Source organism: Mesorhizobium sp. M7A.F.Ca.CA.002.15.2.1, from assembly GCF_003998715.1.
Lineage (GTDB): Bacteria > Pseudomonadota > Alphaproteobacteria > Rhizobiales > Rhizobiaceae > Mesorhizobium > Mesorhizobium ciceri.
Genome location: NZ_RZPI01000041.1, coordinates 1 through 16,673 on the forward strand (window position 1 = coordinate 1; position 16,673 = coordinate 16,673).

The following is a 16,673-nucleotide window of genomic DNA, read 5'->3' on the forward strand; positions in this document are numbered from 1 at the left end:
ATTCAGCAACGGTCGGTCGCCGTCTATCCGAAGTTGATGCTCCAGCAGAATATCGCCCGCATTTTCGACGAGCGGATGGGCGACTTGAAGATCCACTATGGAAGTGACCTCAGTTCGACCAGGAAATTGTTCCCGCCAACTTTCCGATTCGAACTCGTTCATGCTGAATCCGCCTTCCATTCTCAGCAGTCCGGCACTCCGGTCTCCCAATTGGTAACTGAAATATCGCGCGTGCTCCGTATCTCGACGGATGCCATATTGCTGAGCAACGTCCGCGGTGCGCCTGGCTCGTGACGATACGAACTCCGAATACTCTTGAGGATTGTCGGCGATGTGCGTGATTTCATCACCATGAAATTGCCTCACCTGTCTCCTGAAGGAAGTCCTGTTGATCTCCACCACAGGAGGTCGGGAATTGAGGGAGTATGCTTGGGGAGCCGCCGATGATGAGGCGCCGCTACCTTCCGATCCGGATAAGTGCATTCGGGCAAATGTGTCCGCGAACCCTTCGCTTCCTGCATCCGATTGCTCGCCGGCATTATGCGCGCGGTAACTATCGGATGAGCCACCAATTCGACCATACATGACGATTCGTACTCCTATGTTTCGCAACCGAGCTCAAGTTAGCACGGCTGTTCAACATAGGGCGCTTAGTTGACGACTAGCTGACGAGGGCATTCCAACGGCTGCACCAATCAAATCCGCACTGCCGGCCTCAAAACCTCGGACTGCGCCACGCACCGGCCAGCAGAGGCTGCAAGGTCATGCCCGGAGGACTTGCCGTAGTTGCTGGGTGGCAGATCCGAGGGGAGTGATTGCCCCAGGCCCGCGGTTGCGCGGTTGGCCTGACAGAGACACTGGGGCACGGATGGCCAGCCGACATTTGCCACTAGCATGGAGCCAGGTCAGTTTTGAACTGGGCAGTCGTGGACTTCCATGACTAGGCCAAGCCTGCGGCAAAGAATGCTTTCGCGACAGGCTGGAAATATTGCATAGGAACCGCGTGGCCGAGTTTTGTAGTGCCTATCAGCTGACGCGCTAAGACATGGTCATGGACGATCGTCAGGCGTAGTGCCCGCGCCTCGCTCAACACATGTGAAACGCGCTCACCTTCGGCACGGCAAACTAAGAACGGCACCCCGGTTTCACCGCGAACGTAACGCAGACCGATCAGGACCGCCCTTCCTGTTAAGACCAGCGTGGCGCGATGCACGCCAAGCGCAGGCTCGTCGGCCGCCTCCTCGCGGATGCGACGCTGTTCACCTTTCAACTCTGGCGCTCCTTGCTGATCCTTCGACTCGCGCGTCACTTCGGTATTGGTCATGCGCATTTCGCGCAGATACAACGCGCGCTGGAGCAGAAGATCGATCAGTCCGCCGACCAGCAGTGCGCCGGCGCCAATTCCCATCAGCAATTTTGTCTCCATAAAGATGAGGCCAACACAGCCCATGCCGCAGATCGGCAGAGGGACCATTGTCTTCCACATCCCGAGAAGGACAATGGAAAAGGTTGCGCTGAGAACCAATACCTTGAACATGGTCTTGCAGACTTCGACCATGGAACGAGCAGACCCCAAGCGCTTCAGCCCTTCAAAGGGGTCAATTTTCTTAAAGCTGAGCTTCATCGGCTCCAGAGAGAAGACAAATCCACCATTGGCTAGCAGGCTGGCCAAAATCACCGCGGCGACAAGGGTTCCAAGCAGCGGGCCAACAGCCGCGACTGTGAGTTGGACGAGCACAACCAATGCCTGCGGCACCGCGGTATCGAAAGGTAGGCTCTGCAACTTGGTGGCTAATAGGAGCGCTTCCCGGCATTTGTCCTCGATCACGCTGCCTCTTAGCCAAAGGTAGCCGAGCCCAGCGCAAGTCCCGACCGCGCGGACGAAATCGGAGCTACGTGGCAGCTGTCCTTTTTTGCGCGCTTCACTTAACTTCTTCGGGCTGGCGGCGTGTGTCTTCTCTTCACTTGTGTCGCTCATGGCAGCAATTTGTCGAACCACTCCAGCACGCCGTTGGCACGTGTGACCTCCAGTTTCATGCTCTCCACCAGATAGGCAGCGTAGGTGACCATGAGAACTGGAAAGACAATGTTCTTGATTGCCGGAGACAGTTGGCTCGCCTTAAATTGCGGGGCAAAGCGACGCAGCAGCATCATCGATATATCAATCAGTATCAGGAAGAACACGACAGGCCCCGAAACCAATAATGCCGTGCGCATTATGCTGTCGAGAAGCCCCAACAACTCCATTGCTCCTGGCCCGCTCAGTGTCGGGTGAAACTGATACACCGGCCAGATCAAGTAGCTGCGGTACAGGACACTGATCAAAGTTTCCAGGCCTCCTGATCCGACGAATATGGCAATCGCAGTGATCCCCAGAAAAACGCCCATCGCGGAAGCCTGACTGTTCGTCGCGGGATCGGCCGAAGCGGTCGGGCTGCTGATGCCGCGTTGGTTGTCGATAAGCTCCCCGGCAGCCTGAAGGCCCCAAAGCGGAATGCCAAGAAAAGTGCCAAGGAGTACACCGACAAAAACTTCCTTGAATCCGAGCAGGGTTAGCTGGATCAGGCGCGTATCAGGATCCAGCGCCGGCAATCCGCCGCTGACGTGTGCCAGGCATGGTAGTGCGAAGCCAACAGCCAAACAGCCCCGGATCAGCCCACTGATCTGCGAGCGTGTGAATACGGGAAAGATCAGCATGATGCCCATCGCGCGGGCTGCCCCAAGACCTGCCGCAACGACGAGTTCGAAAGCCGTCTGGATCAGAATTTGAATATCGGCCGATGGCGCGTCCATGGGGCGGACTAGTAGCTAAGTGTCATTGCGGGAAACTCGGTGAAGATCTGATCGGCTAGCTCTATGAGCGGGGCGCTTAGCACAGGAGCAAACAGCCCAATCACCGCGACAACGACCAGAAGCTTCACGGTGAGCGGCAAGCTTTCATCCTGGATCTGCGTCGCCGCCTGGAGGATGCCGATGACGAGGCCGACAACCACTGATGCAATGAGCGGCGGTAGAATCCAGATCATGAAAACCACCAGTGATTGGCTCATAAGAGTAATGATGCTGGATTCAGTGATGATCAGCCTCCCGGTAACGTATAACTCAGCACAAGCCCATGCATCAATTTTGACCAACCATCAATGGCAACAAACAAGAAGATCTTGAACGGAACAGATATAACAGTTGGTGAGACCATCGACATACCCATTGCCATCAAGATAGTTGTCACTATCAGATCTATAACAATAAAAGGCAGATAAAGTAGAAATCCTATCTCAAATCCGCGCTTCAATTCTGATAGCAAGAAAGATGGTACAAGTATTGCAAAGTCATCAGGCGTGGCTGCAGCGTGCATTTCCTCTGGCCAGACCTTTTCTGTCGAAGATAGGAAAAATCGCCGCTGCTCTTCATTTGTGAATTTCTTGAGATGCTCGCGCAAGGGCTCACTTCCGGCTTTAGCGGCGCTTACCCAGTCGTCGAATGTCTGATAGTGGAGCTTGGGATCCGACATGCGGTCATAGGTCTGCTCAGCAACGGGCGCACTAACGAACATAGTGAGGATCATCGCCGCGGCGTACAGCACCACATTGGGTGGTATGGTCTGGGTCCCGAGCGCATTGCGGACGAGGAAAAGAACAATTGATACCTTTACAAAGGCCGTTGTCGTGGCAACTGCTAAAACCAGCAGACCGAGTCCGGCGGTAACCGCAAGAAGCGCCAGGATTGTCGGCTGAGCTTCACTCATTGCATGCAAACCCGCCACGGAGCCTGATGCCCAGCTCTTCTCCGATGCGGACAATGTCGCCACGCCCGATACGCTGACCATTGGCCACTATGTCGACCGGGCCGTCGATCGGCCATCCAAGTTCAAAAATATGCCCTTCGCCGGCACTTCTTAATTCCCCAAGAGAAATAGGCCAGCGGCCGCATTCAAAGACAAGCACGATCTCGACATCGTCGAGATCCTTAGTAAGCTCCAGTTGCGATCCGGGTTGTGTCATATGCGCACTCTCCAAAGGACACGGTCGCGGGCGGAAAGGCCCCCGCAAGATTAATTCATCGCCGTCAAGATCCGCCTCGGCGCACAACTGGCCGACAGCTAGGGTGATCTGGCCGCGGCCGAACGGCGCAATATCGGGCAACAATGCATCACCGACACATGCGCTTCGAAGAAGCGCCGCAGGAAGGCGAAGCGTGCCGACCTCTCCTGCAACAATGAGCGGGAGCTCTGGAGGCAGCCCGCCCAGCTGCCGCGGCAACTGGGCAAGCAGTTCGCCTAGCGCGCGAAACGCAGGCGGTACTAAGCCGTCAAGTGGCGTGAACAGGAATAGACGGCCCTTGCCCTTGACCGCGCCGAAAATGATGTCGAGTTCAAGATGAGGAGCCAGCATCGTGGCTTCGCATACCCGCACGAGTTGCACGTTCAGACGCGTCGTCTCCTCCAGTCGAGTGACAAGCGGCTCCAGAGCGAGTTCGAGAATTAGCGAAGCAGTTGGCTCGGAAGGGAAGGCCAAGCCGTTCTGCACTGTCGTGATGAACTCCTCTACGAGCGGGCGCGACAGTGACAAGATGACCGTTTCGGCTCCCACTCTCCAGACGCAGTCAAGCATCGGAATGGCAGCAGGTTCCTGCTGCCAGACAAGCCCTGCCGTTCGCACCGATAGCGGCACCTCGTTGATCCGGCTTTGAAACGGCGTGCGCGGCGCTGCTGTATCATTGAGCCACGAGACAACCGTGTGGGACAGTTTCAGAACTGGTTCGAACATGGCGGGTGTGACCGCAGCGCCTATCAAAGACTGCACGGTCGTGTCATTCGGACGACCTCTTGCGACCGTCGGATCCGGTTGCGCGGCATTTAGGCAAGCGACCCCCTCGCATATTTCAGCAGTATCTCATCGTCGGCCTCGATCTCGGCTGCGGCCTCCGAATGAGTCTCGACGGCGCGCCGCACGTCGTCCTCGATTTGTTGCCATTTGTCCCTTGCCGCCGAACATATGACCCATAGCTCCCTCGTCCTGGACGCCGCCATCTCAGCCTCCTCTTGAGCGATTTGGGTATCATCAAGCATCTGCCGTCTGGAATTGATCTCAGCGGCAAGTTGTTCAGTGTGAAGGCGGTGACGGTCGAGCGCTGCGCTAGACAAGTTGTCGAGTGACATCAGATGCTGATAGAGCGCTGCTTCTTTTCTTGAACAATGTTGCTGTATCATTGCAAGCTCCCTAGAGGCATTTTGTACGGCTGAGGCGGCCACATCGCGCTGGGCTTCCTTCTTGGACAGCTCGCCAAGGGCACGACGCTCTTGCATTTCCTTCAGAAGCCGTATACTCGAAGACTGAATCCAGTTTACGCGGTCAGACGCGACATCCATGCGACCGTCTCCTCGAAATCTGACGCGTCATCTTCGCTCTGGCGCAGAAACTCCCTCAGTTCGTCGATTGACGCGACAGCCCGGTCAGTCAGGGGATCTCCACCTGGCTTGTATTCGCCAACATTGATCAAGAACTCGGTCTCGGCATAGCGCGACAGGAGCTCGCGGAAAATGGATGCTGCCTTGCGATGTGTCCCCGAAACGACTGCATCCATGACGCGGCTGCGACTCTGCAGCACATCAATAGCGGGGAAATGCGATCGCGCCGCAATAGCGCGTGAGAGGATGACATGGCCATCGAGAATACCACGCGATTCCTCGGCGATTGGATCACCCGTGCCATCACCCTCTACAAGCACCGTATAGAAGGCCGTGATTGAGCCCCGCTCACCCATGCCGGCGCGCTCGAGCAGGCCTGGCAGCATGCCAAAAACGGAAGGAGGAAAGCCCCGTCGCGTCGGCGGCTCACCCGCAGCAAGGCCTATTTCGCGCATAGCGCGGCAGAAGCGCGTCAGCGAATCCAGCATGAGAGCAACGCGTAGGCCTTGATCGCGGAAATATTCCGCGAGCGCAGTCGCCATTGGAGCGCATTGCGCACGCTCTACCGCCGAGCGGTCGGATGTTTCAACCACGACGACCGTACGGAGAAGGCCCTCTTCACCAAGATTCCTTTCGATGAATTCACGAACTTCCCGTCCACGTTCGCCTATGAGCGCCACTATGACGACGTCAGCGGCGGCACCCTTTACGATCTGTGACAACAGCGTCGACTTGCCACCACCTGGCTCGCCATAAATCCCGATCCGCTGGCCCTCGCCGCACGTCAGCAGACCATCGAGGACACGGACCCCAAGCGGGAATGGCCGCTCAATCATGCGCCTCGTCATCGGATTGGGGGCTCTGCCATGCAGGGGCCGAGTTTCGACGGTCTTGATTTCGCCTTTGCCGTCCAATGGGCGGCAACGACTGTCGATCACGCGACCGAGCAAATCGCCGCCGACGGGCACCTCACGCATTCGGCCAGTGGCCACGACCTCTGCGCGGCTGGATAGGCCCACCAAGTCCCCGATCGGTGTCAGCAATACACCATCACCCGACAGGCCGATCACCTCGGCCTCGAGCGACAGCCCGGTTCGCGGGTCCTCTAGGAGGCAAAGTTCCCCAATACGAGTGTCTGGCAAGACGGCATGAACCAGTGTGCCGATAGCCCGCGTGATCCGACCGCGCACCGCACGCGTGTCAATTCGCTTGGCCGCAGCCCTCAAAGACGAGATTGCTGGAACGAGAGCTCGAGTGTGGGCGTCAGCGTTATGTTCTGGGACGGGCTTTCTCATAGCTCGCCTTTCTCACAGAGCGTCCCGAAACCAAGGCGCAGCGCGCGCATCTGGGCGTCAAGTCCAAGGTCAACATTGCCGTACTCGCTCCACAGCACGCAGCGTTGCGGCGACAATGTCGGGTCGGGCTCGATCCGCACCCTTGGTCGACCATCCTGGCCGTCGCATCGAGCAAACTCTCGTGCAAGCATGTCGACTTGCATGGGAGAAACATGAAGGCAAACGTCGGCGCCGCTGTATTGACACTCTATGGCGTGACGAACAGCCCTCACCAATAGCTCGCCCGGATCGAAAGCGCCGATAAGATCGCTCAATATTTCCATCACGAGCTGCGGCAATTCCTGCTCCAGAGCCGCCTTTCGTCGCGCGATTTCGGAGATTGTCTCCGCAATCAACCCTGCCATCTCCTCGGTGCCTGCATTCGAGCCCTCCATGTGGCCGCGCGCCCACGCCCGCTGGTAAACCGCGCGTGCCCAGTTTCGAACGCGCTGCCGATGCCGTTCTGCCGCGGCAAGGGCTTGCGCGGCGCTGTGCCAGGTTTCGAGCTCGCTCGCGGGTATCAGTGGTCCGACTGGACGCATCTGCGGCGCTATTGGCCCCTCGGAAAGTTCGACTGTCATTTCACCGGGGTCTCTGTCTCAAAATGAGCTACTACAAGTGAAAGCAATTGGCCGGCGGCGGTCCAATGCTCATGTGCTGGAGTCTCCGCGGCAGTCCCCTCGGGCAATCGAAGAAGCACGCGGTTACGCTCGGTCGCTGAACTGTCCTGGAGCCAAGCTCCAAGACATGCGTGTCCATCGTATTCGATTTGCTGAGCGAGTTTTTCTGGGTCCGAGATCAGTCTTTTGTCAACAGCATGCAGCAGGTGTCGGATTCCGAATGCGTGTGCATCCACGCCGATGCGTTTAACAAGGATGGCAAGCTCAGGCTGAGAGACAAACGCGACCAGCGAACGGGCATGCCAGATACTACCAGCAAGAAGGGTCGCTCGATATGGATCATGCCCGCGTAGAAGGTCCGGCCTGCAGCCGATGTGGTTCAGATCCACGTCATCGTTGCCCAGCAATTCTGCCAGCCTTGGATGCAGTCTGGAACACTTCTGCAACTTCACTAACGTTTCGGCCGATAACGCTGGATCAAGACGCGCCGCAAGACGGGTTGGATGGGCCGAAGCCGCAAGCTCGCTCGCGCCCGGAAAGTGCGGACCATCAGGTCGGGCGGTCTGTATAGGCATTGGCAATGAGATGTCACCCACGTCCAATTGCAGGCATTCTTTTGCGAATGGCCTCGACAGCAGAAGCATCCCGGCGCCCCTCGACCTTGGAAACGCCGGTTGATTGCTTGCGCCGACGCGTAACAACGCCGATCAAGAGATAACAGGCCACGGCGAATACGGCTGCGGCAAAACCTGTTACGGTCGCCAGAAGTGGCGCAGGAAGAGGTAGTGATGCTTGTGGCAAAACAGCAGTCGGATCGGGCCGTTGCTCGTGTGCGGAACGTTCTACCGGCACCAAAACCACTTCCACCTTATCGTAGGACAGGCCTTCGATGCTGTCGGCTACAAGCATCTTTATCTTTGGCAGCAGAGCCGCGACATTTGTTTTTGCGTCGTGCCTGATAAACACCGAGGCCGAGGATGGCGTGGCACCGGCTCGCACAAGGTCGTTATGCGGCAGCACGACGTGAACACGTACAGAAAAAACGCCATCGATATCGCTGATCGTCCGCGACAACTCTTCGCTCAGGGCATACACGTAACGGGCACGCTCTTCGGTCGGCGAGGCAATCAGGCCTGATCCTTGGAATATCTCACCGAGGTTCTTGAAGGATTGGCGCGGCAGCCCCTTGGCGTTCAGAAGGTTGATTGAGAAGGCGAGCAGCTTTTCGTCAACCTGGATCGTGCTGGTTCCATCCTTGGCGACCACCCGGATCGCGGCGACCCCGTTGTCTTCAAGAAGTGCGAGCATTTCATTTGCCTCACGCTCTTGCAATTGCGTGTAGAGGTCGGCTTTGCAAGCAGTGAGGGCGACGAGAACTGGCAGCATGACAAGTCTAACCGACCGCCACCCTGACAGGCCACGCATGATTTCGCCCTCGGCCAAGCCAATCATGCGCGCGGTTCAGCCTTCCTTCAAAAGTTTATTCACGGATGATGTGACGCCGCTGACGCCTTTGGAGATAAGCGCCACCTGGGTGACGCCGTTGTAAACATCCCGAAGACCAGCCATCATCGTTTCGAAGTCTTGCCCTTGTTGGGGAATGCCCGAGATTCCGGTTCCCGCCTCACCTGGAACGGGAAGCTTCTGCGCCGGTCCCGGTAGAGCGCCCTTCGAAAGGGCTATGTCATGGTCGAGCGCGGGGAAGGAAACAGTGTTGTGTGGATATAGGGAGGAAATCGTCTGCAACACGCGATCGCCCATGCCGCTCGTCGGCGCAGCCGCGCGCTGAACATCCATCGCCGCAGCAACTGGCGCCGCACTCGCTGGCCCCGCGGCGGCATCGTTTTTCAGCGAGTCGGCTGCATGCCCTAAGGCGCGCTCAAACTGGGCCTGCTCGACAATCGACGGTGATCCGACCCTGGGGAGGCCAGCCGTTAGAGTGGCAGAGATCGACGTGACAGGCATCATCATGTAAGGACTCGGTTGCTCTCTCTGACCGGGCGAGCCCCGCCCATTCATCACCCGGTGTCGGCGCAACACTCCTAGGGGGGCAAGCTGACAACAAGCTGACTAACGGCGGCGTCATTTCGACAATCTAAAATCTCTTCGGCAATTTAGTCACTTGTGATGATTTCAGCGTTTGGTTTATCAGTGCGACATGCCGAGAACGCTTATCCAACCCGTCACCCTGCATGTTTTGAGACTTCTTTGTGCCGGGTTTTTTCTGTCCACCGGGATTCACCCGGCGCATGCAGTCCCGCTGTCCCTTCCGGCGACACCCTATAGATACACGGTTCTGGATCAGGAGCTCGCTGCAGCGTTGCAGGAATTCGGCAACAACCTGAATATCAGGGTCAACATCAGTCCTGCGGTGAAGGGGCGAATTCGCGGACGTATGCCTGATTTGCCACCGCGCGCGTTCCTCGACCGCTTGACGAACCTTTACGGTCTACAATGGTACTATGACGGCCTTGTGCTCTATGTGTCTGCTGCACAAGAATCGCAAACTCGAATGCTTTTGATGACGTCGATTCGCTTCGATGCGTTCAAGGGGGCTCTCGACAAGCTTGATATCTCCGACGAGCGCTATGTGGTCAAACCCGTGCCAGGCAATGGCCTCGTCTTCGTTTCCGGTCCACCGCGCTTCGTCGCACTCGTGGAGCAGACCTTTAACGGCTTGGTGGCGCAGGCGCAGGCGCAGACTCACATAGCGGCAACGCCAAAGGAATCAGTGCTGATCTTGTTTCGCGGCTCCTCCACTACGGTCGTTCGCGACGGACGACCGGATGCTTCTTATTCTTCTGACATCCCACAACAGGATAGCGTTGGCGGGAAGCCTGAGCTGGGCAAGAAATGAACATTGAGGATTTCCCGCAGCTCTGAAGAACATGACTGCGGCTACCCCTTTGTGAACTCTTCGCAAACTCGTCAGTTTCTCGAAAGCTAATCCGCTCATGATGAGTCCCGGCAGCTCTCGCGGTGACTCCGGCCATTGTGTTGGACCGAACCTTGGAGCCGGCCCGGAACACAGCAATTGAAGGCAGGGCAGGCGCATTCGTGACCTGCCGACGCTTGGAATTGTCGAATTTTGTGAAACGCAAGGGATCTTCTGTCGGGGTCTCTTGTGGGGATTTCAACGTCACGTCTGAGGATGCATAATGTCGGCCAGTAATCTTTCAACTTTCTACCGCTCAAATTCGCTACAGTCCGCAAGGGGTTGGCCGGGCCTGAAAGTTTCCCATTTTGCGACCCAGCATCAGCAAAGTGCATCGTGCTTCGAAGCGATGCTGTCCACTTGTGTGCTGGCAGACAAGCCCGGCTCTTTCGCGCAAGGGGATCTGCCAGCGTCGAATCTTGATTCGACAATGGATAAATTGCGGCAGGACCCTTTGGGCCATCTGGCACCGGATGTCTTGACATTGAATGGCTTGGAGCAACACCCACTGGATCTGCTGCCGCCAAATATGAGGGCGGCTCTCAAGGAGGACCAATCGCAACGCTCCAAGGCGACTGAAGCCCAACATCTGCTCGGCGTCACTCCGAAGATCGAGCCGGCTCCCAGGCCGAGCCCCGGAATCACGTGGAACGGTGGGTCGCTGACCACGGCTGAGTTGCAGATTGTTGCGGTACTCAACCGTCACAAGGACCAATGCCCGCTTACTTGGAAGTCGTTGACCGACAAAGCCAATGATCCCTCTACGCCACCGGATCTGAAAGCGGCGATCCAGGGACTGCAGCAGGATTCGGGACTTTTTTATGCGATTGGCTCGCAGGGCGACGGCCGCTGTGGAGGCAAGATCAACGCCAAGGACTTGGCCGGATTTTCAAACCACCACCCACAAGTTGCTGCATTTCAGGAAGCCCAAGCGCGAAGCTACGAGCAGAACTACATACCATCCGACGGCAGCGGAGGTTTGCAGCCTTCGGTCATGACCTTGAGCGATGCCTTGCGGGAGTTTTACCGGTACTCCGAAAATCTGTCCAAGGACCTGAGTCTGGATGAGTTCAAGAAAATGGTCGGCGGCGAATCGAAAAACGGCAAATTTCCGCCCCAGGTCATTGCGGCGGCGCAATATTTCCTCGATCACCCCGATGCTTGGAACCAGTTGTGCGGTGGCTCGAAAGGGAAGATGCACAAAGAGGATTTCCTGCAAGTCGCCTCATCGTCGATGAGCCTCACGCAAACTGAGCTGAATACGGTCGAGATGATCAAGGACCATCAGGACACGTTCTTTGGAAGCGGTGTTCTGACTCGCGACAAACTGGCGAAAATGAAAGACGACAAGAGCCTTGATCCGAAAGTGCGGGAAGCAGCCTCTCAGCTCCTTTCAGATCCTCTTTTGTTTGGCCTCCTGAACAATTCGATCACGGGCTATAAGACCCATCATAAATTCTTCGACTTTGGCGGCGGGCATACGGTTGATTCCGGCAATATCAGCAAAAAAGACTTTGCCCATTTTTGCACAAACATGTCGTCTGCGAACCGCAACGTTCAGCAGCCAATCACCCACGGCGCCCAAACCGCAGAAGAGCAGAATGCCGTCGCGGACATGAAGATGGGCCTGATGGACCAGCCTGACATTAAGTCAGCCAAAAAGAACGGCGGGGCCGTCATGCACGTCGTCGACTCCGTGCTCAAAATCGAGACGAAAGTGCTCGACTTGGCGGCAACGGCGGTGGGACTGCTCAGCTTCATTCCGGGCCTCGGACAAGTAGCCGATCTTGCCTCGATGGTTCTCGAGGCTGAGTCGCAAGCAGCCAATCTCCTGCGTACGGCCATTAACGGAGGCGATATGAAGCGAGCGCTGGAGGAAGCTGGCCTCAATATGGCCGCGCAGGCGATCGGCCTTATCGCAGGCCCCGAGGTCAAGCTGGCCATTCGAAATGGGCTCGTAAAGCACCTGATGGAAGAGGCCTTGGCGGCAGGCATTGATCTTTCGGTCTCGACGGCGCAGGACTACGCAGAAGGCTATGTGAATAACCTCAAAGCGCGCCTTGCAGGCGGCCCTGAGCAAAGCCTAGGCCTTCCGAGCATGCCATCATTCCAGAGTGTGGCAAGCAATGTGCCCTTCGTCGGCATTGCCTTATCCTAGCCGTCGCCTTGCGCGGAAGCTTTGGCTCGCGCGCTGACATAAGGGTCATTGTGGCACAAGCAGGGGTTCATCCGCATCAACGCAAGCGGTGTTCCTGACGCCATCTGGATCGGACTGTGAGGGGGATGTCCGAAGTCTGTGAAGACTTCGGTATATGACGACTTCAGAGTTACGCTGAGCCCAGCCATCTCGAGCCGGTGCGCCGGGTCGAGGTTTTCACGGGCGCCGGCCGGTAGCGGGAATGGTCTCCGGAAGGCACGGCGCGGATGGTGGCGGAGCGGCGCAGCCGAAGGAACGGCTGTCGCGCGCCCAGGGCGGCCTCCCGAACAGCAGACGATGATCTCCTGCCTTGGGCCTATATCCTCGTGCCACGCTCAAGGCAGTCGGCTGAAAACAGCGCTGATTTAAAACAGCATTATCCTGCACTGCACCCTCGATCCTTGCGCTCACCGATCGCTCGTCGACACGCACGCGGTCAAGTCGTTATCGGCGCTATGCCGATGGGCTTCGAGAGCAAGGTGGACGCTGAGCGGTGCGTCAGCCTCAGGGCGCGGCTGGCCAGCTTTGGGTCTCACGCTCTATGACGGCAACACCCGGCTGATCCACTTGGCCTGTTCGCGGGCTCCCGGCAGCGGCGCGGAAGCCACGGTCCGCCTTCCTCGGCTTCAGGCCAAAGATACCGCAGCATGCTCCAGAGCTATGTCTGCCGCCTTCGCCCCATCGTCGCTGGTCATGTGGAAAGGACAAGCAGGCTACGCACCCTATAATCCCGTCGGGCAGGATTCGACAGTCGACGGCGAGACATTCGCCAAACCTCCCCCTTGATTCTCAGCAACGTTAAAAAAAATTCACATAATGTTCGTGAGTGTAGTCTCCTGTCAGGTGGTACATTAGCCCCAATATCTGGCGTCTTAGTCGTAGAAAGGACTGTGATCTATCTTCCATTAGCATCCATACCAGCGGATTTACAGCAAATGACGAGAGAGGTCTCATGCGGATTGATGGGGATAGAAGGGCTAGCGGCTTGCTGCATCCCGTCCGGGTTGATGCTAACCAATGTTGACACTGGTAAATCGCCTAAGGACGGCAGCGCATCTTGATCGCCTTCGAATCCTGGGCCTTTGCGCGCATGCGGATCTAACCGTCGGCGAGCTGGCCGATATTACCGGTCTGCCTCGCGAGCAGGTTCGACGCCACGTTCGGCGGCTGGTCAGAGCCAACTTTCTTTGCTGCAACGAACAACGTCCGCAGTCTTCGTACCATATGCAAGCAGGAGGCAAGGATGGCGAGCTGGCTCAATTGGTGGTCGATCTCCTGCCCCACGATGATGGCCATCATAAAAGAGACCTACAACGCCTGGAAGCAATACAAGACGCGCGGTTGAAGGGACCGCCTGCTTGATCGTGAAATAGATCAGTCCAAATGGAGCGCGACTACCATGGATAACTCCGCCGGCGGCGCCATCGCGCAGCCCGACACTTACGGGCGGCCTCACTTAGCCGCCGTCGACTCCCGCGTTCACGAACTGCTTCTAAGACAGGAGCGTCAGGAGCGGACAACTCTCAAACTGATCGCCTCCGAGAACTTTGCCTCCTCGGCGGTGTTGGAAGCGACCGGGTCGATTTTCACCAACAAGTATGCCGAGGGATACCCCGGTGCGCGCTACTACGCCGGAAACGAGATCGTCGATGAGCTTGAGACCCTCGCGATCGAGCGCCTGAAAGCGCTATTTGGCAGTGAACATGCCAACGTCCAGCCTTATTCAGGCTCGCCAGCCAACCAGGCTGTCTATCGCGCGCTTTTGAGCCCCCGTGACAAAGTCATGGGCTTGCCTTTACCCGAAGGCGGCCATCTGACTCACGGTTGGTCCGTCAATTTTTCCGGCAGCGATTATCAGCGCGTCCCGTACAGGCTGCACGAAAAGACACAGCAAATTGACTATGACCACTTGCGCGAGACCGCCAAGCGGGAACGCCCGAAGCTAATTTGGGTCGGCGGAACTGCTTATCCGCGTATTTTTGACTACGCGGCAATGGCCGAAATTGCTTCGGAGGTGAACTCGTATCTGGTGGCTGACATCGCCCACATCTGCGGCCTGGTTGTCGCAGGAGTGCATCCGAACCCCGTGTCCCATTGCGATGTGGTCACCAGCACCTCTCACAAGTCGATCCGCGGTCCCCGGGGTGGCTTCATTTTATCAAGGAATGAAGACCGTTATCAGCCCCTCCATCATCCGAAGAGCAAACACAATCTGGCCAAACGTATAGACCGCGCCGTGTTCCCTCTTCTGCAAGGCGGACCGCATATGAATACTATCGCCGCGCTTGCCGTCGCTTTGCAGGAAGCAGCGAACTCGTCCTTTCGTGTCTACGGTCAGCAGATCGTCCACAACGCCAAGGCTCTGGCCCAGGCACTTCTGGAGCGAGGTTATGAACTCGTCACCGGGGGCACTGACAATCACATGCTGATCCTTGATCTTCGGGACCGGTCGCTGTCAGGCAAAGCCTATGCGGAGCGCTTATCGCGTGCAGGCATCATTGCGAATTTCAATATGGTCCCGGGCGACCGGCGGCATCCGGCGCTGACAAGCGGCATCCGCTTAGGGACACCAGCGGTGACGTCCATGGGCATGCGCGAAACGGAGATGGTGCAGATCGCCGCTTTCATCGACTCGGTCTGCCGCCAGCCCGATGACCAGGAAGTTCATGCGAGCGTACGAAGAGACGTTGCCGACTTCTGCACTGCGTTCGATGTTCCCGGCATCCCCGACCGATAAGCCACCCCAATCCAGAAACTCCTCACTAACTCCAGCACTTGAAGCGAGGGCATTTTTATGACCAGGCAGTTCGTGTTCTCTTCCGAATCCGTCGGCGCGGGACACCCCGATAAGATGGCAGACAACATCTCCGATGCCATTCTCGATGCGGTCCTGCGCACCGATCCGAAGGCGCGCGTCGCCTGTGAAGTGTTGGTGAAGACGGGGATGGTCGTTGTGGCTGGCGAGATCACCAGCCATGCCCACATCGATTACAGCCAAGTCGCCCGCGATACGATACTCGATATTGGCTACGACGATGATGCGATTGGCTTTGATGGTCGACGTTGCGCCGTCGTTCTGGCCCTCACCGAGCAGTCGCCCGACATAAGCCAGGGCGTTGATGAAGGACGAGGGCAGGATCTCGGGCAAGGGGCAGGGGATCAGGGCATCATGTTTGGATTCGCATGCAACGAGACGGATACATTGATGCCCCTGCCGATCCAACTCGCTCACCATTTGACGAAAAGACAGGCCGAGGTCCGGAAAGCGGGACAGCTTGGCTGGCTGCGTCCGGACGTGAAATCTCAAGTGTCGGTACGCTACGAAGGGCTCCGCCCGGTGGCGCTGGATACCATAGTCCTGTCAACGCAGCATGACGAAGCGGTCTCACAAGCCACGGTCCGCGAAGGCGTCATTGAGGAGATCATAAAACCGGTCCTGCCGGCCCACCTGGATACTTCGGGGATCAGATTTCTGGTCAACCCAACAGGGCGGTTCGTGGTCGGTGGGCCTGCCGGCGACTGCGGCCTCACAGGACGGAAGATCATCGTCGATTCCTACGGTGGGACCGGGCGTCACGGCGGCGGTGCCTTTTCGGGCAAGGACCCATCCAAGGTTGACCGCTCGGCGGCCTATGCCGCCCGGTATGTCGCGAAGAACATCGTTGCCAGCGGCCTTGCGGAGGTCTGCGAGGTTCAGCTTGCCTACGCGATCGGCGTGGCCAGTCCGGTTTCTGTCATGGTCAATACCTTCGGAACCGCAAGGATCGAGGAAAAAAGGATCGAGCGCCTTGTTCTCGAGGTTTTCAATCTCCGACCGAAAGGCATCATCAAGATGCTTGATCTCTTACGGCCGATATACCGCAAGACGGCGACATACGGACACTTCGGGCGTGAAGAGCCTGAGTTCACTTGGGAGAAGACGGACAAAGCTGACGATTTGCTGCGTGAAGCCGGACCGGCAGCTGCGTGAGGGCGGCTGGATCAAGCGCATGCGGCAACCCATTTCAACTCGCGAGACCACGCCCGGCCGGCGTGGCAAGAAGCCGGCTCGGGTTTTGGCGGAGATTTTGATGCCGGATTATGACGTGCTTTGCATCGGCAATGCCATTGTCGACATCATCGCCCAGTGCGACGAGGAATTCCTCGAGACCAACGGCATCATCAAGGGCGCGATGAACCT

Annotated in this window: 17 protein-coding genes and 1 pseudogene; 6 read left to right on the forward strand and 12 right to left on the reverse strand. The window is 57.5% G+C overall.

The features are described 5' to 3' along the window. From ENZ74_RS04610 to ENZ74_RS04665, 12 genes are all read right to left on the reverse strand, one after another. On the reverse strand, window positions 1-585 hold a 585-nt coding region (locus ENZ74_RS04610), incomplete at its 3' end, for an Effector protein NopP (RefSeq protein WP_127312677.1). Between the two features lie 355 nt (window positions 586-940). Continuing rightward, window positions 941-1,978 carry an EscU/YscU/HrcU family type III secretion system export apparatus switch protein gene (locus tag ENZ74_RS04615; RefSeq protein ID WP_024505377.1) on the reverse strand — a complete coding sequence of 346 codons (1,038 nt, stop codon included), beginning with the start codon at window positions 1,976-1,978 and terminating at the stop codon, window positions 941-943. Continuing rightward, the gene (gene sctT, locus ENZ74_RS04620; protein WP_063169270.1) at window positions 1,975-2,793 is read right to left on the reverse strand and encodes a type III secretion system export apparatus subunit SctT; all 819 of its coding nucleotides are present in this window, start codon (window positions 2,791-2,793) and stop codon (window positions 1,975-1,977) included. The genes ENZ74_RS04615 and sctT overlap by 4 nt, the downstream gene beginning before the upstream one ends. Before the next feature lie 8 nt (window positions 2,794-2,801). Next, window positions 2,802-3,077: an EscS/YscS/HrcS family type III secretion system export apparatus protein gene (locus tag ENZ74_RS04625; protein ID WP_024505375.1), complete on the reverse strand. Its 276-nt coding sequence runs from the start codon at window positions 3,075-3,077 to the stop codon at window positions 2,802-2,804. Between the two features lie 2 nt (window positions 3,078-3,079). Beyond that, on the reverse strand, window positions 3,080-3,745 hold the full coding sequence (gene sctR / locus ENZ74_RS04630) for a type III secretion system export apparatus subunit SctR (RefSeq protein ID WP_029354851.1): 666 nt from the start codon (window positions 3,743-3,745) through the stop codon (window positions 3,080-3,082). Beyond that, window positions 3,738-4,766 (reverse strand): type III secretion system cytoplasmic ring protein SctQ, encoded by a 1,029-nt coding sequence (gene sctQ, locus ENZ74_RS04635; protein ID WP_095769044.1) that lies wholly within the window; start codon window positions 4,764-4,766, stop codon window positions 3,738-3,740. The genes sctR and sctQ overlap by 8 nt, the downstream gene beginning before the upstream one ends. 89 nt (window positions 4,767-4,855) lie before the next feature. Next, window positions 4,856-5,368, reverse strand: a complete 513-nt coding sequence (locus ENZ74_RS04640; protein WP_063169269.1) for a hypothetical protein — start codon at window positions 5,366-5,368, stop codon at window positions 4,856-4,858. After that, window positions 5,344-6,702 (reverse strand): type III secretion system ATPase SctN, encoded by a 1,359-nt coding sequence (gene sctN, locus ENZ74_RS04645; protein ID WP_063169268.1) that lies wholly within the window; start codon window positions 6,700-6,702, stop codon window positions 5,344-5,346. Before sctN ends, ENZ74_RS04640 begins: the two co-directional genes overlap by 25 nt. Continuing rightward, window positions 6,699-7,322, reverse strand: a complete 624-nt coding sequence (gene sctL / locus ENZ74_RS04650; RefSeq protein ID WP_024505371.1) for a type III secretion system stator protein SctL — start codon at window positions 7,320-7,322, stop codon at window positions 6,699-6,701. Before sctL ends, sctN begins: the two co-directional genes overlap by 4 nt. Beyond that, window positions 7,319-8,005, reverse strand: coding sequence for a nodulation protein NolU (locus tag ENZ74_RS04655; protein ID WP_210326671.1), 687 nt, complete (start codon window positions 8,003-8,005; stop codon window positions 7,319-7,321). Before ENZ74_RS04655 ends, sctL begins: the two co-directional genes overlap by 4 nt. After that, window positions 7,950-8,813 (reverse strand): type III secretion inner membrane ring lipoprotein SctJ, encoded by an 864-nt coding sequence (gene sctJ, locus ENZ74_RS04660; protein WP_024505369.1) that lies wholly within the window; start codon window positions 8,811-8,813, stop codon window positions 7,950-7,952. The genes ENZ74_RS04655 and sctJ overlap by 56 nt, the downstream gene beginning before the upstream one ends. Window positions 8,814-8,822: 9 nt before the next feature. Then, complete coding sequence (locus ENZ74_RS04665) at window positions 8,823-9,332, reverse strand: nodulation protein NolB (RefSeq protein ID WP_024505368.1); 510 nt, start codon at window positions 9,330-9,332, stop codon at window positions 8,823-8,825. 187 nt (window positions 9,333-9,519) lie between these two features. On the opposite strand from ENZ74_RS04665, the gene ENZ74_RS04670 reads away from it, so the two are divergent. The 6 genes and pseudogenes from ENZ74_RS04670 to ENZ74_RS34935 all read left to right on the forward strand — a co-directional run. Beyond that, on the forward strand, window positions 9,520-10,218 hold the full coding sequence (locus ENZ74_RS04670; RefSeq protein WP_024505367.1) for a secretin N-terminal domain-containing protein: 699 nt from the start codon (window positions 9,520-9,522) through the stop codon (window positions 10,216-10,218). 301 nt (window positions 10,219-10,519) lie between these two features. Then, window positions 10,520-12,454: an HrpF/NolX family T3SS translocon protein gene (locus tag ENZ74_RS04675; RefSeq protein ID WP_024505366.1), complete on the forward strand. Its 1,935-nt coding sequence runs from the start codon at window positions 10,520-10,522 to the stop codon at window positions 12,452-12,454. Window positions 12,455-13,510: 1,056 nt separating this feature from the next. Continuing rightward, window positions 13,511-13,855: a helix-turn-helix domain-containing protein gene (locus tag ENZ74_RS04680; protein ID WP_082826567.1), complete on the forward strand. Its 345-nt coding sequence runs from the start codon at window positions 13,511-13,513 to the stop codon at window positions 13,853-13,855. A gap of 37 nt (window positions 13,856-13,892) precedes the next feature. Continuing rightward, window positions 13,893-15,230, forward strand: coding sequence for a serine hydroxymethyltransferase (gene glyA / locus ENZ74_RS04685; RefSeq protein WP_063169266.1), 1,338 nt, complete (start codon window positions 13,893-13,895; stop codon window positions 15,228-15,230). Between the two features lie 57 nt (window positions 15,231-15,287). Next, window positions 15,288-16,463 (forward strand): methionine adenosyltransferase, encoded by a 1,176-nt coding sequence (metK, locus tag ENZ74_RS04690; RefSeq protein ID WP_063169265.1) that lies wholly within the window; start codon window positions 15,288-15,290, stop codon window positions 16,461-16,463. A 100-nt stretch (window positions 16,464-16,563) separates the two neighbouring features. Next, window positions 16,564-16,673: pseudogene (locus tag ENZ74_RS34935) on the forward strand (adenosine kinase); the annotation flags it as partial.

Excerpts from the sequence above, each read along its gene's own strand:
- ENZ74_RS04615 (WP_024505377.1), bottom strand. The coding sequence starts at position 1,978 with ATGAGCGACACAAGTGAAGAGAAGACACACGCCGCCAGCCCGAAGAAG.
- sctT (WP_063169270.1), bottom strand. The coding sequence starts at position 2,793 with ATGGACGCGCCATCGGCCGATATTCAAATTCTGATCCAGACGGCTTTC.
- sctR (WP_029354851.1), bottom strand. The coding sequence starts at position 3,745 with ATGAGTGAAGCTCAGCCGACAATCCTGGCGCTTCTTGCGGTTACCGCC.
- sctQ (WP_095769044.1), bottom strand. The coding sequence starts at position 4,766 with ATGTTCGAACCAGTTCTGAAACTGTCCCACACGGTTGTCTCGTGGCTC.
- ENZ74_RS04640 (WP_063169269.1), bottom strand. The coding sequence starts at position 5,368 with ATGGATGTCGCGTCTGACCGCGTAAACTGGATTCAGTCTTCGAGTATA.
- sctN (WP_063169268.1), bottom strand. The coding sequence starts at position 6,702 with ATGAGAAAGCCCGTCCCAGAACATAACGCTGACGCCCACACTCGAGCT.
- sctL (WP_024505371.1), bottom strand. The coding sequence starts at position 7,322 with ATGACAGTCGAACTTTCCGAGGGGCCAATAGCGCCGCAGATGCGTCCA.
- ENZ74_RS04655 (WP_210326671.1), bottom strand. The coding sequence starts at position 8,005 with ATGCTTCTGCTGTCGAGGCCATTCGCAAAAGAATGCCTGCAATTGGAC.
- sctJ (WP_024505369.1), bottom strand. The coding sequence starts at position 8,813 with ATGATTGGCTTGGCCGAGGGCGAAATCATGCGTGGCCTGTCAGGGTGG.
- ENZ74_RS04665 (WP_024505368.1), bottom strand. The coding sequence starts at position 9,332 with ATGATGATGCCTGTCACGTCGATCTCTGCCACTCTAACGGCTGGCCTC.
- ENZ74_RS04670 (WP_024505367.1), top strand. The coding sequence starts at position 9,520 with ATGCCGAGAACGCTTATCCAACCCGTCACCCTGCATGTTTTGAGACTT.
- ENZ74_RS04675 (WP_024505366.1), top strand. The coding sequence starts at position 10,520 with ATGTCGGCCAGTAATCTTTCAACTTTCTACCGCTCAAATTCGCTACAG.
- ENZ74_RS04680 (WP_082826567.1), top strand. The coding sequence starts at position 13,511 with ATGTTGACACTGGTAAATCGCCTAAGGACGGCAGCGCATCTTGATCGC.
- glyA (WP_063169266.1), top strand. The coding sequence starts at position 13,893 with ATGGATAACTCCGCCGGCGGCGCCATCGCGCAGCCCGACACTTACGGG.
- metK (WP_063169265.1), top strand. The coding sequence starts at position 15,288 with ATGACCAGGCAGTTCGTGTTCTCTTCCGAATCCGTCGGCGCGGGACAC.